13 protein-coding genes are annotated in these 17,181 nt (G+C 45.0%); 7 read left to right on the forward strand and 6 right to left on the reverse strand.

Annotated elements, in window-relative coordinates; all coding sequences use genetic code 11:
- Positions 1-139: 139 nt before the first annotated feature.
- Positions 140-2,614, forward strand: coding sequence for a phage tail protein (locus Xkoz_RS02905; protein WP_167386545.1), 2,475 nt, complete (start codon positions 140-142; stop codon positions 2,612-2,614).
- An 83-nt stretch (positions 2,615-2,697) separates the two neighbouring features.
- Here Xkoz_RS02905 and asmA read toward each other — a convergent pair whose 3' ends face one another.
- The 4 genes from asmA to apbC all read right to left on the reverse strand — a co-directional run bounded on the left by asmA (position 2,698) and on the right by apbC (position 7,433).
- Positions 2,698-4,566 (reverse strand): outer membrane assembly protein AsmA, encoded by a 1,869-nt coding sequence (gene asmA, locus Xkoz_RS02910; RefSeq protein ID WP_099140674.1) that lies wholly within the window; start codon positions 4,564-4,566, stop codon positions 2,698-2,700.
- A gap of 62 nt (positions 4,567-4,628) precedes the next feature.
- Positions 4,629-5,210, reverse strand: coding sequence for a dCTP deaminase (dcd, locus tag Xkoz_RS02915; RefSeq protein WP_099140675.1), 582 nt, complete (start codon positions 5,208-5,210; stop codon positions 4,629-4,631).
- Positions 5,211-5,257: 47 nt separating this feature from the next.
- Positions 5,258-5,899 (reverse strand): uridine kinase, encoded by a 642-nt coding sequence (gene udk / locus Xkoz_RS02920; protein WP_099131933.1) that lies wholly within the window; start codon positions 5,897-5,899, stop codon positions 5,258-5,260.
- Positions 5,900-6,320: 421 nt separating this feature from the next.
- Complete coding sequence (gene apbC / locus Xkoz_RS02925) at positions 6,321-7,433, reverse strand: iron-sulfur cluster carrier protein ApbC (RefSeq protein ID WP_099140676.1); 1,113 nt, start codon at positions 7,431-7,433, stop codon at positions 6,321-6,323.
- A 182-nt stretch (positions 7,434-7,615) separates the two neighbouring features.
- On the opposite strand from apbC, the gene metG reads away from it, so the two are divergent.
- From metG to sanA, 6 genes are all read left to right on the forward strand, one after another.
- Positions 7,616-9,643: a methionine--tRNA ligase gene (gene metG / locus Xkoz_RS02930; RefSeq protein WP_099140677.1), complete on the forward strand. Its 2,028-nt coding sequence runs from the start codon at positions 7,616-7,618 to the stop codon at positions 9,641-9,643.
- Between the two features lie 147 nt (positions 9,644-9,790).
- Positions 9,791-10,255 (forward strand): CidA/LrgA family protein, encoded by a 465-nt coding sequence (locus Xkoz_RS02935; RefSeq protein ID WP_099140678.1) that lies wholly within the window; start codon positions 9,791-9,793, stop codon positions 10,253-10,255.
- Positions 10,249-10,944, forward strand: a complete 696-nt coding sequence (locus Xkoz_RS02940) for a CidB/LrgB family autolysis modulator (protein ID WP_099140679.1) — start codon at positions 10,249-10,251, stop codon at positions 10,942-10,944. Before Xkoz_RS02935 ends, Xkoz_RS02940 begins: the two co-directional genes overlap by 7 nt.
- 231 nt (positions 10,945-11,175) lie before the next feature.
- The gene (gene cdd, locus Xkoz_RS02945; protein ID WP_099140680.1) at positions 11,176-12,060 is read left to right on the forward strand and encodes a cytidine deaminase; all 885 of its coding nucleotides are present in this window, start codon (positions 11,176-11,178) and stop codon (positions 12,058-12,060) included.
- Between the two features lie 248 nt (positions 12,061-12,308).
- Positions 12,309-14,006: an NAD-dependent malic enzyme gene (locus tag Xkoz_RS02950; RefSeq protein WP_099140681.1), complete on the forward strand. Its 1,698-nt coding sequence runs from the start codon at positions 12,309-12,311 to the stop codon at positions 14,004-14,006.
- A gap of 279 nt (positions 14,007-14,285) precedes the next feature.
- On the forward strand, positions 14,286-15,008 hold the full coding sequence (gene sanA, locus Xkoz_RS02955) for an outer membrane permeability protein SanA (RefSeq protein WP_099140682.1): 723 nt from the start codon (positions 14,286-14,288) through the stop codon (positions 15,006-15,008).
- A gap of 156 nt (positions 15,009-15,164) precedes the next feature.
- Here sanA and yeiB read toward each other — a convergent pair whose 3' ends face one another.
- Positions 15,165-16,298 carry a DUF418 domain-containing protein YeiB gene (gene yeiB, locus Xkoz_RS02960; RefSeq protein WP_208615196.1) on the reverse strand — a complete coding sequence of 378 codons (1,134 nt, stop codon included), beginning with the start codon at positions 16,296-16,298 and terminating at the stop codon, positions 15,165-15,167.
- Between the two features lie 39 nt (positions 16,299-16,337).
- Entirely contained in the window at positions 16,338-17,006 is a 669-nt protein-coding gene (gene folE, locus Xkoz_RS02965; RefSeq protein ID WP_099140684.1) for a GTP cyclohydrolase I FolE, read from the reverse strand.
- Positions 17,007-17,181 lie beyond the last annotated feature (175 nt).

The following is a 17,181-nucleotide window of genomic DNA, read 5'->3' on the forward strand; positions in this document are numbered from 1 at the left end:
ACCCTAAGTACAATAACCCCGTTCAATGGTAATTAGCGGAGATGTCAAACCGCCTTCATATGGTCAAAGGGCGTTACAAATAGCGCCTGTGGCTAGGTTAGCAATACATCTATTTATTGTTGATAAAGTGAGGGTTTATATGAGTACAAAATATTTTGCACTACTAACACAGGCTGGCACTGAAAAACTGGAAAGAGTGGCCTTATCAGGTAGCAAACTTGAAATTACCCATATGGCTGTAGGCGATGGTGGAGGCAGTTTTCCCATTCCCAATGCCAACCAATCAGGGTTAATTAATGAAAAGCATCGTGCTGAACTTGATTCCTTGATCATCAACGCCCAAACACCCAGCCAAATTATCGCCGAACAGATACTCCCTGAGGGAGAAGGTAATTGGTGGATCCGTGAAATGGGACTATTCGATAAAGATGGCACACTGATTGCGGTAGGAAATTGTGCTGAACTCTACAAACCAGAATCTCAGGAACAAGCTATCCGCATGGCCCTGACGTTCAGCAACAGCGGCATGACTGGGTGGATCAAAGAACTACTTTCTGGTTTAGCATCTCGTAATTATGTAAGGGAAAAAATTAAAGAGCATGCCGCAAGCCGTAATCATCCAAATGCAACCTTAGAAAAAAAAGGGTTGGTTGCGTTAAGTAGTGAAGTAAACAATGACAGCGAAATCCATGCGGCAACCTCCAAAGCAGTTAAAACGACGTATGAGTTAGCCAATCAAGCGAATGAATCGGTTAATTCGATACTCCTGACAAATAAATATGTGCCATCAACGCGTAAGGTTAATGGTAAGGAATTGTCTAAAGATATTGAATTAACAGCAACGGATGTCGGCACCTACGACAGAATTCAAACAGATTCTCTTGTTGATAAGGCTAGACAATTAGCCAATAAAGCCCTCGATCAGGTAAAAACTAAAGTTCCATTATCTCGTCAGATCAACGGCAAAGAGCTGTTAAGCGATATCGAACTTACTGCACTGGATGTCAATGCCTATAGCAAACAGGACGTCGATGGTCTTATCGGAAACATTGAGAAATTGGCTAACACTGCTAATGAAAGTGCCAACGACGCCCTTAAATATCTAGACAAGAAAATCCCCTCAAGCCGCAAGATCAACAATAAGGAGTTGATAACAGACATTCAATTAACAGCAAATGATGTTGGCACTTACGATAAGAAAGAAATTGATGATCGAATCAACCTAGTTCAACAAACTGCTGACACTGCCAATAATAACGCTAATACCGCGATTCAAGATGCTAAAGGCAAAGTCCCTGAATCCCGCAGAATCAATGACAAAGAGCTGGTATCTGATATTGAATTACGCGCAGTTGATGTTGGTGCCTATGGTAAAGAAGAAACTGATGCCATTATCAAAGACATCAAAATACAGATCGATAATGTCAATAATTTAGCTGAAAACGCCCATAATAATGCCAATACCGCAATTCAAGATGCCAATAGCAGAGTCCCGTCAAGTCGTAAGATCAATGGCAAAGAGCTGGCAACAGACATTGAACTGACTGCGGCGGATGTCGGTACTTACAATAAAGCGGAACTTGATGATAATATCAGCAAAGTTGAAAAACAGGCTGATGCCGCCGAGCAAACGGCGAATTCTGCTATTCAACTTGTTGACAGCAAAGTGCCATCAAGTCGCAAAGTGAACGGCAAAGAACTGTCAACCGATATTGAACTCACCGCAGCCAGTGTAGATGCCTATAACAAGGCGGAGATCAACATCCTTATCGATGAAGTTAAGGAGATAGCTAATAATGCCAATAATACGGCGGATCATAAAGTCCCATTGACTCGCACGGTAAATGGCAAGGCTCTGTTATCTGATATTAATCTGATCGCCTCTGATGTGAATGCCTACAGCAAAGGAGAAGCGGATCGTAATCTTGAAGACATTAAGGACCTGGCAAATAAAGCTAATAACAACGCAGATAGCCGAGTACCACTCACACGCACCGTTAATGGCAAGGCTCTGTTATCCGATATTAGGCTCACCGCTTCTGATATAGGGGCTTATAGCAAAGTAGAGGTTGATACCCGCATTAGCAAAGTTGAATCTTTAGCGAATGATGCCAATACCAATGCGATAGCCGCCAAAACTGACGTTGAAAGCCGGCTAGCGAAAAGCAAAAACGGGGCAGATATCCCGGATAAACAAGCCTTTGTAAGAAATCTAGGTTTGGGTAATCTGGTTGGATTAAGTATCGAGTCACATCGGGTCACGGACGAACACACCATCATCAAGCTGGGTGAAATATTTATGATAAATGGGCTTGCAGTTGGTAGTGAACCTATTGCTGAATCCCATTCATCCGAGATTGGTGGCGTGACTTACTATACCCACTTCTACAAAATTAAACTGCCCACGACCTTGCCAAATGGCATCATCTCAGGCCAGGCAAGTATTGTTGGCGATAATTTTGATAATCAGCGCCCCAGTTATTTGGCCGATGTCAGAACACAGCGAGACAATCCAAACGGAGATGGTTTGTCGAAGGATACCCTAACAATCTCTGTTACAACGCCCCATTCAGGTTGGGTTCCAAATTTCTATTATCAGGTTATAGGATATTAGCCGTCCAGCACGAGTCCGTTATTTAAGAATGGAATATTTTCGTTATAATTTTTAGCTAATTAGGTGATCGCCCTAGCGATCACCTATTTTTTATTCAGCAGATCCTCTATTTTCTTAAGATTTTCGTTGCTACTGTTATTTTCGAGCCAATCTTTAATCGATTTTTTGACCTTTTGCTGTAATTCATCACGCAACAGGGGCTCCACATTCAGCGCATATTGCAGGTTATTCCAGTCGCCATAAACCCGTAGCGGGATTTTTAATTGCACCAGGCGACGTACAAACTCATTCTGTTTGCCCCAGCCATGGGTTAATTGCACCCATAATGAAACATCGGTGTTTTGTTTCAGTAAATTGGCGCTTCCCTGCCCTGTAATATTGAACATGCCTGAAGTTGCTGCCAGTTCACTGATTTTAATCTCACCGCCCTTCAATCGTGCTTTCGCCGACATACTCTTCGCTTCAGTGAAATCATCTGTATTCGTAGGTTGGCTGACTTGATCGGTTGCCCGTGCAAAAGATTGTTGAATAAGCTGAGGAATATTCAACCCTTCCAGACGCGCGTTTTTCAGGTCGATATTCAAATCACCTTGCCAATAATGGGAAATAGCGTACTCATCATAGCCTTCTCCCAAAAGGTCACCGTCAACGTTAAGTTGACCGTCGAATATGGTTGGCAATGCCAATGCGGTTAACAAAGGCTGCATCTCAATCTTTTGCAAAAGCGGCTTTGTATGCAGTTTGGCAGGCACAGCCGTAGCATCAATGGAAGTTGGCAGCGCAAAATACCCACCAAACACATTGCCACTTAATTTTGAGATGTTTGCCAGTCCACTGTTATTGCTCGCTTTCAGGCCAAAATGATCAATATCCATACCCTGATAAATGAATTTATCTGCTGTGAACGAAATATCAGCATCAAATCCTTGCAAAAAGGTAAGGTCATAGTCAGATAATGCCGAGACCGACGTTGCAATCACCGGTTTTAGGGAGTTGTTTTCAACCCGATAATCATGTTTTGCCTGAGGCGTATTTTTCGGTAAGGCATCCCACCCCAACAGCTTATCCAGATTGAACGTTGACGAACTCAGGTTGATGGAATATTGCGGCTTATCTTGCAAAATGGCCGTTATATCACCTTTAAGCTCACTCTCATCATTCACCGTCAATGCCATTTTTTGCAGCGAAATTGATTCCGGTGAAGCCTGATACTGCACGATAGCACTCCCCGCGCCCTGGATACCGGCAGATGGCAACCCAATTCCCTGTAATTGGTATTCAAGGGAGCGAATATCAGCCGATAGTTGTTGTGGATAATCAGAAATATCGACCGACGAATTGAGCTTAATTGACAGCTCTTGCTGGTTTTTATTGATTTTACTGCTCAGGCTAAGGTCAAAGTGATCCTGATCACTGCGTTCCAGCAATAAATTGAGATCACGAACATTGAATTGGGAATGCTCGTTGGTCTGCCAGATCAGTAAGCTGTCTACTACCCTGATTTTGGCAATATCCAGTTTCCAGGCCTGGCTTCCCGCAACGATGGGATAGTGAATATCACTTTCCGGTGCAATGGGTGCCGCTGGCTGCGTTTGTGGCTGGCTATCCGGCGTAAAACGCAAGACAGCCCCTTTCAACATCACTTCTTTTACTGAAAGCTGGTGAGATAACAGTGGCAGTAACTCCACATCCAGGCGCATATTTTCTGCCACAATCGCCGGCACCTTGGCATTTTCAGCAGTCAACGCGATCTCACCGGTCAGAATGCTTAATTTTGGCCAAACATGCCAGCGCAAGTTATCCCGCAACACGAGCTGGTAACCACTCTTCTTTTGTACTTGTTTGACTATATAGCCACGAAAATCATTGGGGTTAACCAGCATAACCAGTGCGGTCAGGCCAGTCACAATGACTACCAACAAAATAACGAGTGTCGTCAACAATCTTTTCATGACTTCCCCAGTCCCATGTTCACAAGAAGACTATTTTCACCAGAAGGCCTTACCAGAAAAGATTAATCCTCACTGATTCGGCTACCTACGGCACCCTGCTGATTTTTATACTTAGCATCCTGACGTCGGTTATAAGGCCGATCAGCGGAGCCAGAAAGGGGTTCAAAACTCAATGCACCAATGACCATGCCAGGACGCAAGGCTAAAGGCAGTTTGCCTGAATTGTAGAATTCCAGAACAATTTGCCCCTGCCAACCTGGATCAATGCGGTGCGCAGTAACATGAACCATCAAACCAAGGCGCGCCAGAGAGGAGCGACCATCCAACCATCCAACCAAATTATCGGGCAGTGTGACAGATTCCAGCGTGACTGCCAAAGCCAATTCACCCGGATGGAGGAAAAAGGCTTCCCCCTCCGACAAAGTGATTTCATCGCTCATGACACGGTCAAGTGCCGCATTGACTTCCGCCTTAGGGCCACTTAAATCAATATAGGCGGCAGTATGACCACGAAAAACACGAAACTGATTCCCAAGGCGCACATCAGCCGTTGCCCCATTAATACGTTCAACAGGGGGGCGCGGGGTAATTACCAGCTTACCTTCATCTAGCCATTTAATAATGTCACGGTCACAGAGTCGCATTATTTCCTCTCAAATACGATGATACTTATGAATGCCTGAACAACAGATTATTCGCAAAATTGGCCAATCTTGGCTTTTAAGATATCAATGGCCACGCGGTTCTTTCCACCACGGGGGACAATAATATCGGCATATTGTTTTGATGGTTCGATAAATTGCAGGAACATTGGACGCACCGTTTTCTTGTACTGCTCCATCACGGAATCCAATGAGCGTCCACGTTCATTCACGTCACGTTTAATACGGCGCATCAAACAAATATCCAGTGGCGTATCGACAAAAATGGAGAAATCCAGTTCTTGGCGTAAGCGCTTATCTGTTAATAGTAGAATACCTTCAAGGATAATAACTCTTTTCGGTTCAAAATGAATGGATTCAGGTTTGCGGGTGTGCTCAACGTAGTCATATTGCGGCAATTCAATGGATTTTCCGGCTTTCAAAGCTTGAAGATGTTCGAACAGTAAATTGTGATCCATTGAATTCGGGTGATCGTAATTAACTTTATAACGCTCTTCTATCGGGGTGTTAGTTTGGTCTTTATAATAGCAATCTTCTGGAATAACGCCGATATTGTGATCACCAACCTGAGCCCGTAATTCTCTATAAAGTGTGCTGGCAATAAGGCTTTTGCCGGAGGCGGAGGCACCTGAAATACCTACGATTGTACACTTATGTGCTTCATCAGCCATACTAAAAATAACCTGGTTAAAAAAAGAAAAATAAAGTGGGAATATGGTATTTACTAACACCATGTTGGGCGGATTATAGGGAGTTAATGGCTTCTATTCCAGAGTAAACAAGATAAGTCTCGTTTTTTTCGATACGCTTCGCATAAAAATCCCGCAATTTTATGCAATTAATGGAGAATATTCTCCCCATAATTTTCACCCAAATGTGCACCTGAATTTCGGAAAGAGTAAGAATTCTTCATCAATATCCGTGCTTCGCTATAAGGAAAAGGGATTTAGCGTAACCAAACAAGCGCTTATGGAGAGATTCATTCAGGTTAGATCCAATAATATTTAATCCATTCCAAGAAAACGCCGTTTCATCAAAAACACATTAAAATAAAACGACGTTTATCGCATATGGGTTGCGCAGTTATTTAAATCAAACTTCGCGGAAAGAAATTTCAGTTGGGATTTTTTCGCCCTGCCAATACATCTTGGCAGAAATAGTGGCGGCAATTTCACGATAAATATCCGCAAATTCACTGTCAGGCTGGCTGCTTACCGTTGGTTCACCACGATCGAGATCTTCACGCAGTGAGATATGCAGCGGGATTTTCCCCAGTAATTGGCAATGGTATTTTTCGGCCAGTTTTGCTGCCCCATCCGTGCCAAAAATAGGCTCATGGTGGCCACAGTTGCTGCAAATATGGGTACTCATGTTCTCAATAATGCCTAACACTGGCACATTGACTTTCTGGAACATGACAATGCCTTTCATCGCATCGATCAAGGCAATATCTTGCGGTGTGGTAATCACTAACGCCCCTGTCACCGGAATATTCTGGGACAGCGTTAGCTGAATATCTCCGGTTCCTGGCGGCATATCGACCACCAGATAATCCAGATCCGGCCATAGCGTATCTTGCAGCATCTGCATCAAGGCTTTGCTGGCCATCGGGCCACGCCATACCATCGCGTTATCATCGGTAACCAAGTAACCGATAGAATTAGTTGCCATGCTATGAACCATGATGGGTGCCATATGCTGTCCATCAGGGGAAGTCGGGCGCTCTTTGGCTGTACCAAGCATATTGGGGATGGATGGGCCATAAATATCCGCATCCAAAATTCCCACTTTGGCGCCTTCCTGTGCCAGCGCCAGCGCCAGGTTCACTGCTGTACTGGATTTCCCTACGCCGCCTTTTCCTGAACTGACTGCCACGATATTGCGCACGCCATTCACGCCAGGCAAATTATTGGCACGACGCAACGTGCTGATATTATGGGTTAATCGCCATTCAACGGATTTTGCTCCCGTCACGGATTGCAGGGGTTGAGTGGTTTCTTTCTTTAATATTTCGAAGGCGCGTTTCCAGACAAACGGCATGGTTAATTCAATATGCAGTATTCCATCCAGCATAGTGCAATGATGTAATGCTTTCAGGGCAATCAAATCTTGCTCTAACGTCGGATGCTTAAATGTTGCCAATATCTTTGCAACATGTGCTTTCAGCAGGTCAGGATGGGTCTGCTTGGGGGATTGTGAGTTCATCCCAGCTCCTTTTGATTTATCGTTCTCAACCTAAAACTGTTCAGCCATCATAACAGAAGCTAACCACTTCGGATAAAGGCAACAAGTAAAAGTGACGAAGATTTCGCGTTACCCTAGCGGCAACGCTCCTGATCAGGTAACATCAAAAACCCTTTTCACTTTATGGAAGTCAGATCCTAACTATGTCTCAAGTCGCGAACAAATTATTGGTGACCTGTGCGTTACCTTATGCTAACGGTCCCATTCATCTCGGTCATATTCTGGAACACATTCAGGCTGATATTTGGGTTCGTTATCATCGAATGCGCGGCAAAGAGGTTCACTTTGTCTGTGCCGACGATGCCCACGGTACACCAATTATGCTGAAAGCCCAGCAGAGTGGGATCTCTCCAGAAGAGATGATTACCAAGGTGAGCCTAGAGCATCAGCAGGATTTTGCCGGTTTTGCCATTAGTTATGATAATTACCACTCTACGCATAGCGAAGAGAATAGAGCACTTGCCTCCAAAATTTATCTGGAACTGAAAAAGAACGGTTACATTAAAACCCGGACGATTTCTCAATTGTATGATCCAGAAAAAGGCATGTTCCTGCCAGACCGTTTCGTTAAAGGTGCCTGCCCGAAATGTAAGGCCGAAGATCAATATGGCGATAACTGTGAAGTCTGTGGAACAACCTATTCCCCAACGGAATTAATTAACCCTCGTTCTGTTGTCTCCGGTGCAACCCCCGAAATGCGCGATACAGAGCATTTCTTCTTCGATTTGCCTGCTTTCAGCGACATGCTGCAAAAATGGACACGTTCCGGCACTTTGCAGGAACAAGTGGCAAATAAAATGCAGGAGTGGTTCGAAGCGGGGTTGCAACAATGGGATATTACCCGTGATGCGCCTTATTTTGGCTTTGAGATCCCTGATCAGCCGGGTAAATATTTCTACGTCTGGCTGGATGCCCCTATTGGCTATATGGGGTCGTTCCAAAATCTGTGTGCTAAACGTGATGACCTGGATTTCGATGAGTTCTGGGAGAAAGACTCCAAAGCCGATCTCTACCATTTCATCGGCAAAGATATCGTTTATTTTCACAGTCTGTTCTGGCCAGCGATGTTGGAAGGCTGTAACTACCGCAAGCCAACCAACCTGTTCGTCCACGGCTATATCACGGTTAACGGCACCAAGATGTCCAAATCCCGTGGCACCTTCATCAAGGCAAGTACTTACCTGAAACATCTTGATGCAGATTGCCTGCGCTATTACTACGCGGCAAAACTCTCTTCCCGCATTGATGATATCGATCTGAATCTGGAAGATTTTGTCCAGCGGGTCAATAGCGATATCGTTAACAAAGTGGTTAACCTCGCTTCACGCAATGCAGGCTTTATCAATAAGCGCTTCGGAGGACAATTGGCAGGGCAACTTGCTGATCCTGAGTTGTACCAGAAGTTTGTCGATGCGGCACAGGGGATTGCAGAAGACTTTACCCACCGCGAATTCAGCAAGGCCATCCGTGAAATTATGGCACTGGCCGATCTTGCTAACCGCTATGTTGATGAGCAAGCGCCGTGGGTGGTAGCCAAACAAGAAGGCCGTGACGCCGATCTGCAAGCCATCTGCTCAATGGGGATTAACCTGTTCCGCGTGCTGATGACTTACCTGAAACCTGTTCTTCCAGGTCTGGCCACACGTGTAGAAGCCTTCCTGAATACTGAACTGGCCTGGGACGACATCCAGCAACCGCTGCTGAACCATGAAGTTTCACCATTCAAGGCGCTGTTTAACCGTATCGAAATGGCTAAAGTTGAAGCCATGGTCGCGGATTCGAAAGAAAGCATCGAACCACAAAAAACGGTAACGGGTCCACTGGCTGATGATCCGATTCAGGAAACTATCACATTTGATGACTTTGCCAAGGTTGACCTGCGGATTGCGCTGATTAAACAGGCTGATTTTGTCGAAGGTTCCGATAAGTTACTGAAACTGACACTGGATCTTGGTGGCGAAACACGTCAGGTCTTCTCTGGTATTCGTTCAGCCTATCCTGATCCTAAGCTGCTGGAAAACCGCCTGACCGTGATGGTGGCTAACCTTGCGCCACGCAAGATGCGTTTCGGTATCTCAGAAGGTATGGTGATGGCGGCAGGTCCTGGCGGAAAAGATATTTTCTTGCTAAGCCCAGACAGTGGCGCGCAACCCGGTATGCTGGTTAAATGATAATGATATATATTTAATAAATAGTTTAATTATCAGTTAGATAATAAAGCGGGTTCAAAAAAAGACCCGCTTTTTAATGTGATGTATGGCACATTTACAAGGTTAGTCGTATGATAATTTCCTCGTGATATTGAGGAATTATTGATTATGTCTTTCCAAAATGTGCTGATAATAGGTTGGCAATACCTACGCGCATTTGCGCTACTCTATTTATGCCTGATCGTAGGGAATCTTATTTCGGCACTGCTTCCCTTCTCTCTCCCCGGCAGCATTATTGGCTTGCTTCTCCTGTTTGGTTTACTCGCATTCCAAATTATCCCCTCACATTGGGTAAAACCCGGCTGTAGCTTGTTGATGAAAAACATGACGCTGCTCTTTTTACCCATCGGGGTCGGGATCATGGATTATTATCCACAACTTAGCCAACAGATGTTCCCCATACTGCTTTCTTGTCTCGTCAGTACAGTCATTGTTATGGTCGTTGTTGCTTACTGTTCCCACTATATCCATCGTGAACGTATCATTATTGGTGCTAAGCAGCAAAATCCCACTTCGGCACCGACCAATCCATCACAACTGTCACAAGAACCGAAAGAGAAAGAAAAATGTTAAGCCATATTTGGTGGTCACTACCGCTAACCTTGATTGTATTTTACTGTGCCAAAAAGTTGTCAGTGTGGCTTAAGCTACCGATATTTAACCCCTTATTGATCTCAATGGCGGTGATCATTCCCTTGCTGCTGATGACACATACCCCTTACGGACACTATTTTGCCGGCAGCCGGATACTGAACGATTTGCTGCAACCCGCGGTGGTTGCTTTGGCTTTTCCCCTGTATGAACAGCTCCATCAAATTCGTGCCCAGTGGAAATCAATTATTAGCATCTGTTTTATTGGCAGCATTGTCGCCATGGTGACGGGGACGGCTATCGCATTATGGGCAGGTGCCACGCCTGAAATTGTCGCCTCTATTCTCCCCAAATCCGTGACAACTCCCATTGCGATGGCCGTAGCCAGCTCTATTGGCGGAATTCCTGCCATTAGTGCAGCTTGTGTCATTGCGGTAGGTATTTTTGGTGCAGTCTTTGGTCACAATCTATTTAACGTTCTCAAAATAAAAACCCAGGCGGCACGGGGATTGGCAATGGGTACGGCATCCCATGCGGTAGGGACGGCGCGTTGTGCCGAAATGGATCATATTGAAGGGGCATATAGTTCATTGGCCTTAATGACCTGTGGCATCATTACCTCACTCATTGCACCTTTCCTATTCCCAATATTGCTGCATCTGTTTGGTTAATCATTTTATGAAAAACTGTTTATGAAAAACTATTTATGAAAAAATATGGCTTTATTGGTTGCAAAACCGTAACAAAAAAGTAAACAACCCCATCCAGATAGCAAGAATTTGATACAGGCCACTAAGATAATGTCTTTCTTACACAAATTTCATTAATTATATGGCCTTTATCACATTGCAAACCTGACCAGACGTCCTAGAATGACCTTCAATTAATTTGGAGATCATTCTATGCAAGCTCGTTTTCGCGCTATTTGGTCAGATATCCCCTCTGAACTGCAAAAAGCCCTATCGCCTTATATTAGCTACGACGATTTTCCAGCCATGCTGACAGCAGGGCAAACAGAGTCAATCAAACAGCTCAGCGGATTGGATGATCAGGCACTGGCATTAGCTTTATTACCCCTTGCTGCCGCCTACTCGCTGGCCCCCATTTCCCATTTTTATGTGGGTGCCATTGCGCGGGGAGAAAGTGGCAATCTCTATTTTGGCGCCAATATGGAATTCGCCGGCGTTCCATTACAGCAAACCGTCCATGCAGAACAATCAGCCATCACACACGCCTGGCTGCGGGGTGAGAAGAAATTGGCCGCTATCACTGTCAACTATTCACCTTGTGGTCATTGCCGGCAATTTATGAATGAACTCAACAGTGGAACACAATTGGCCGTTTACCTCCCCAACCGTCCACCTTTAACCCTGGCCGACTACCTGCCAGAAGCCTTCGGCCCACGTGATTTAGCCGACACACCATTGTTGCTGGATGAGGTTAATCACGGCTATCAATTGGCTACCTGTGACGAATTGGTACAAGCCGCATTGGATGCAGCAAACCGTAGCCATGCACCTTATAGCCAATCCCATGCAGGCGTTGCCCTGCTGGATGAGCAAGGGAAGATTTATACTGGCCGTTATGCGGAAAATGCCGCATTCAACCCAAGTTTACCGCCATTACAGGCCGCGTTGATCCTCATGAATATGGCGGGCGGCCATTGCCAATCCATCAAACGGGCAGTGTTAGTGGAAGGTGAAAATAGCCACTTATCACAATGGAATGCCACAAGCGCCACATTAACCGCCCTCGGCTGTACAACAGTAGAACGGTACACATTTTAGATTGCGTATATCCTGTAACCGCAATAAAAGAAAAGAGTCACTTAACAAAATAGCCATTATCCCCTTTCTCTCTTTCTAAAGGGGAAAAATGAAAACAACCAATAACATTTTATTAGCTAATTCTGCATGTTATCTCTCATTTTTGCTCATGATAATCCTATTTAAGTAACATTTACTGTACTTATTGCTTTTATCTTCTTAGGATCGGTAGCCGATTTTGTTATTGATAAGTTCAAAGAGTAAGCATCATGGAACTGGAACACGAAAGTAAACGTCCCCTCTATATCCCCTACGCTGGCCCTATCTTGTTGGAATTTCCGCTGTTGAATAAAGGCAGCGCCTTTACAGAAGAAGAACGCAGTCATTTCAACTTGCATGGCTTATTGCCGCAGGCCGTTGAAACCATAGAAGAACAGGCCGAACGCGCTTATCGCCAATATTGCGATTTCAAAAATGACATTGATAGACATATTTATTTGAGAAATATTCAGGACACCAACGAAACGCTGTTCTATCGGCTCCTTGATGCCCATCTCAGTGAAATGATGCCTACCATCTACACACCCACCGTCGGTGCCGCGTGTGAACACTTTTCGGACATTTACCGCCGTGCCCGTGGGTTGTTTATCTCCTACCCGAACAGGGCTTACATCGATGACATGCTACAAAATGCCACCAAGCAGAATGTAAAAGTCATTGTTGTTACCGATGGTGAGCGCATCCTGGGTCTGGGTGATCAGGGGATCGGCGGCATGGGGATACCTATTGGTAAGCTGTCACTGTATACCTCCTGTGGCGGGATCAGCCCTGCTTATACCCTGCCTGTGGTTTTGGATGTCGGGACGAATAACCCACAGCGCCTCAATGACCCACTGTATATGGGCTGGCGTCACCCACGCATGACGGGCAAAGAGTACGATGAATTTGTCGATGAATTTATTCAGGCCGTAAAACGTCGCTGGCCTAACGTACTGCTGCAATTTGAAGATTTCGCCCAAAATAACGCCATGCCGCTGTTGCACCGCTATCGCGATGAGCTTTGTTGCTTCAATGATGACATCCAAGGCACCGCAGCCGTTGCCCTGGGTAGCCTGATTGCAGCCAGCCGTGCTGCCGGTCGCCAATTGAAAGATCAGACCGTGGCATTCCTTGGTGCCGGCTCCGCGGGCTGTGGTATTGCCGAGCAGATCATTGCCCAAATGAAATCCGAAGGATTAAGCGATGAGCAGGCGCGCGCGCGCGTGTTTATGGTTGACCGCTTTGGCCTTTTGACTGACAAGCTGCCAAACTTGCTGGATTTTCAAAGTGCATTGGTACAAAAAAGTTCTGCGTTACAATCGTGGGATGTCACCAGCGATTCCCTCTCATTGATGGATGTGGTTCGCAATGCCAAGCCGACTGTCCTGATTGGTGTTTCCGGCCAAGCAGGTCTGTTCACCGAAGAGATTATCCGTGAAATGCACAAACATTGTGAGCGCCCCACCGTGATGCCTCTGTCCAACCCGACATCACGCGTGGAAGCCCGCCCGGAAGACATCATCAACTGGACGGATGGCAAAGCGCTGGTCGCGACAGGAAGCCCGTTTGCGCCAGTCAAATATGCCGGCCAGGAATACTCCATTGCACAGTGCAACAACTCCTATATCTTCCCTGGGATCGGCTTAGGCGTTATCGCTGCCGGCGCTAAACGCGTGACCGATGATATGTTGATGGCTGCCAGCCGTGCATTAGCAGATTGTTCACCGCTGGCACAAACAGGCTCTGGCCCACTGTTGCCACCGATTGATGATATCCAAGATGTTTCCCGCAAAATAGCGAAAGAAGTGGCGAAAAAAGCCCAAATACAAGGCGTTGCGATTGTTACATCGGAAGATGCATTGGATGAAGCCATTGAGCGTAATTTCTGGAAACCAGAATATCGCATCTATAAACGCACTTCATTCTAATAATATGGGTCATCAGCCTGCCAGTAATATTGGCAGGCTTGAAAAATAATCCAATAATTCCACTCGATAGATCATAAATAATCGCCTTACGTTTTCTATTTTCAAAAATCAAAATAAACCCAATAGCTAAAAACTTGCTTCAATATTTCAAGTCAAGTAGCCTTTAGTGCATTGGCTCATCAGCGCATATACCAATCTAACTTCAAGATGCGTGTGATTTCATATCGTGTTGTAAATTGCAACTTGAAGTTTAATGCGTATATAAGGAAAACAAAATTTATGTGGAAGCGTTTGATTACTGGTCTTATTTTTGTCATTGCTGTCCTTACGCTGGCCGCTATTATGCTTGACCGTTGGATTAGCTGGAAAACCGCCCCTTACATTTTTGATGATCTCAGGCAACTTCCTGAGCGAGAAGTCGGTATGGTACTCGGCACATCCAAATATTATAAGACCGGTACATATAACCAATATTATTTCTATCGGATCCAAGGTGCGGTAAATGCTTACAACAGCGGTAAAGTCAACTATCTGTTATTGAGTGGGGATAACGCCCAGCATAGTTATAATGAGCCAATTACCATGCGGAAGGATTTAATCAAAGCGGGAATTCCGGCCAGTAATATTGTGATGGATTTTGCCGGCTTCCGAACACTGGACTCCGTTGTCAGAACCCGTAAGGTCTTTGATACCAACGATTTTACTATTATCACTCAGCGCTTCCATTGCGAACGCGCCCTGTTTATCGCTATGCATTTTGGCATAGAAGCACAATGCTATGTGGTTCCTTCCCCTAAAAATATGATGACGATCCGTATCAGGGAAGTACTGGCTCGTCTCGGCGCTTTGACTGATCTCTATATTTTAAAACGGGAACCTCGCTTTTTAGGTCCGTTAATGCCTATCCCTGCCCCACATTCCGTACCAACAGGAATCCAAGGTTACCCTGCGGTATCCCCGGAGGAGTTACAGGAATTGGAAAAAAAGCCACAAAGGAAATAAACAGGGAGAGCAAGCCAATACGGCCTATTTAATCAGTTTTACGCTCTTCATTTTTCAAGTTGCAGTTTACCGACAACCTTAGAACTGCAACTTGAAATCGATCAACCCATTACCCTCAAAATCGATCAAAGATAACAGGGTCGGCAGAGCGTATTTCTAAACCTTACCAGCTAATTTAGCTGTCAAACTGCGCCAGAGTTTTTCCATCGGTCCCTGAGAATAATGTTTCAACCACCAGCAAGCAAACCCGATATTCAAGGCCCAGATAAAAGGAACAAATGCCATCAACTCTAAACGGCTAAACTGCCCAAATAACTCAAAGCGATAAAAAAGCGTGGTACAAATCAGTGTTTGCAACAAATAGCTGCTCAGTGCCATTTTTCCAACCTGCTTGAGCCAGAATGTGATTTTCCAATGCGAAACAGTCGGCCAAAAACCATAGATCAACGCGATATAAGCCAATGCCAGCAACGGGGTTGCCAATTCAGTAATGGTGTAGCGAACAGTCCAGGATGCAAAATAACTGTAGGGATATAAATATTGTATCGATAAGGCAATACCTTGAATGATCAAACCAACAGGGATCAAACATAACGCCAGCCGACGGTAATGCTTGCGGCTAAATCTCCCTTTCAGCCAGCCATTACGCAATAACATAGCGCCACAAAGCATGACTCCCATGAGTTGCCAGCCATATTGCACAACCACCACAATCATTGCACCACTCATCTGACGAATACGGTATTCTATGGCCAGCAATCCACCATAGGTTTTCCAGTAGCTTTCATAGGAAATATCTTCCGGTGTAGGCCGCCAAAATGAATTATTTTCCTCCAGGGGGAACAACCCCAGAAGGTAAAACATCATTATGCCGAACAGATAGAAAGTCGCCGCTGTACCAAACAATTTTTGCCGATTATTGATGAACCGCCATGCCAATAAGCCAACAATGCCATATGCCAACAAAATATCGCCATCCCATAGCAAGATACCGTGCAATAAACCAATAACAGCCAAAACCAGTAACCTGGGAATATTCCAGTCACGTCCCCGCTGCCGAAGCAATTCGAGTGATGCCCCGAATAACAGCGTCAAGATGAACAGGAATTTTCCCTGAGTAAAGGTGTTCAATACAGACCATGTCATCACATCAGAGAATGAGACGACATCCTGATAAAACAAATTCATATAGGCGGCATAGGGCAAGGCAAAACTGGAAATGTTCAGCAACAATATTCCCAAAATGGCAAAACCACGCACACAATCAAGTAGTTCAATTCTCTGATTCATTACTCCATCACAATTGTGTTTCATGATAATAAAAATTCATCATGATAAGTACAGATTACGCACGGCACGCAGAAACTCCTGCCGTGTATTCTGGCTAGTTTTAAATAACCCACCCAGCGAAGTCGTCGTCGTGGTGCTGGTCGCATCACGAATGCCACGCGCTTTCACGCAATAATGAACAGCATCAATGGAAACCGCGACATTATTTGTGCCGAGCAGTGTTTGTAGCGCAATCAGGATCTGCTGTGTTAAACGCTCCTGCACTTGCGGACGCTGCGCAAAAAACTGGACAATGCGGTTAATCTTCGACAAGCCAATCACCTTATCCTTAGGAATGTAGGCAACCGTGGCTTTGCCATCAATGGTGACAAAATGGTGTTCACACGTGCTGGTCATCGTAATATCACGCACAGTCACCATTTCATCCACTTTCATTTTATTTTCTATCAAAGTGATTTTCGGGAAATTGTGATAATCCAACCCGGAGAATATCTCATCCACATACATTTTCGCGATACGGCCAGGTGTATCCGCCAAACTGTCATCACTCAAATCGAGATTTAACAGTTTCATAATTTCTGTCATGTGTTCCTCAATGCGTACTTTACGCACCGCAGGTTCCAAAGTTTGTTCACGCAATGGGGTTTCAAGACCACGGTCAACCAGTGCTGAATGCACTAGCGCAGCTTCTGTACTTAGGGATGACATCAGTTTCTCCAAGGTAAATACTTTCCGTTACTTGACGGGAAATCGGGACGCTTATTTTACGCAGATATCAGCGAATGTAATACCACACAATGGCTATTTTTATTTATCTTGTACTACGCATATACCCGTCGCCTTTCAAGATGCGTCTTATATCTCCCCGAATAACAGGGAGATA

Origin of the sequence: Xenorhabdus kozodoii (genome assembly GCF_002632875.1) — a bacterium.
Lineage (GTDB): Bacteria > Pseudomonadota > Gammaproteobacteria > Enterobacterales > Enterobacteriaceae > Xenorhabdus > Xenorhabdus kozodoii.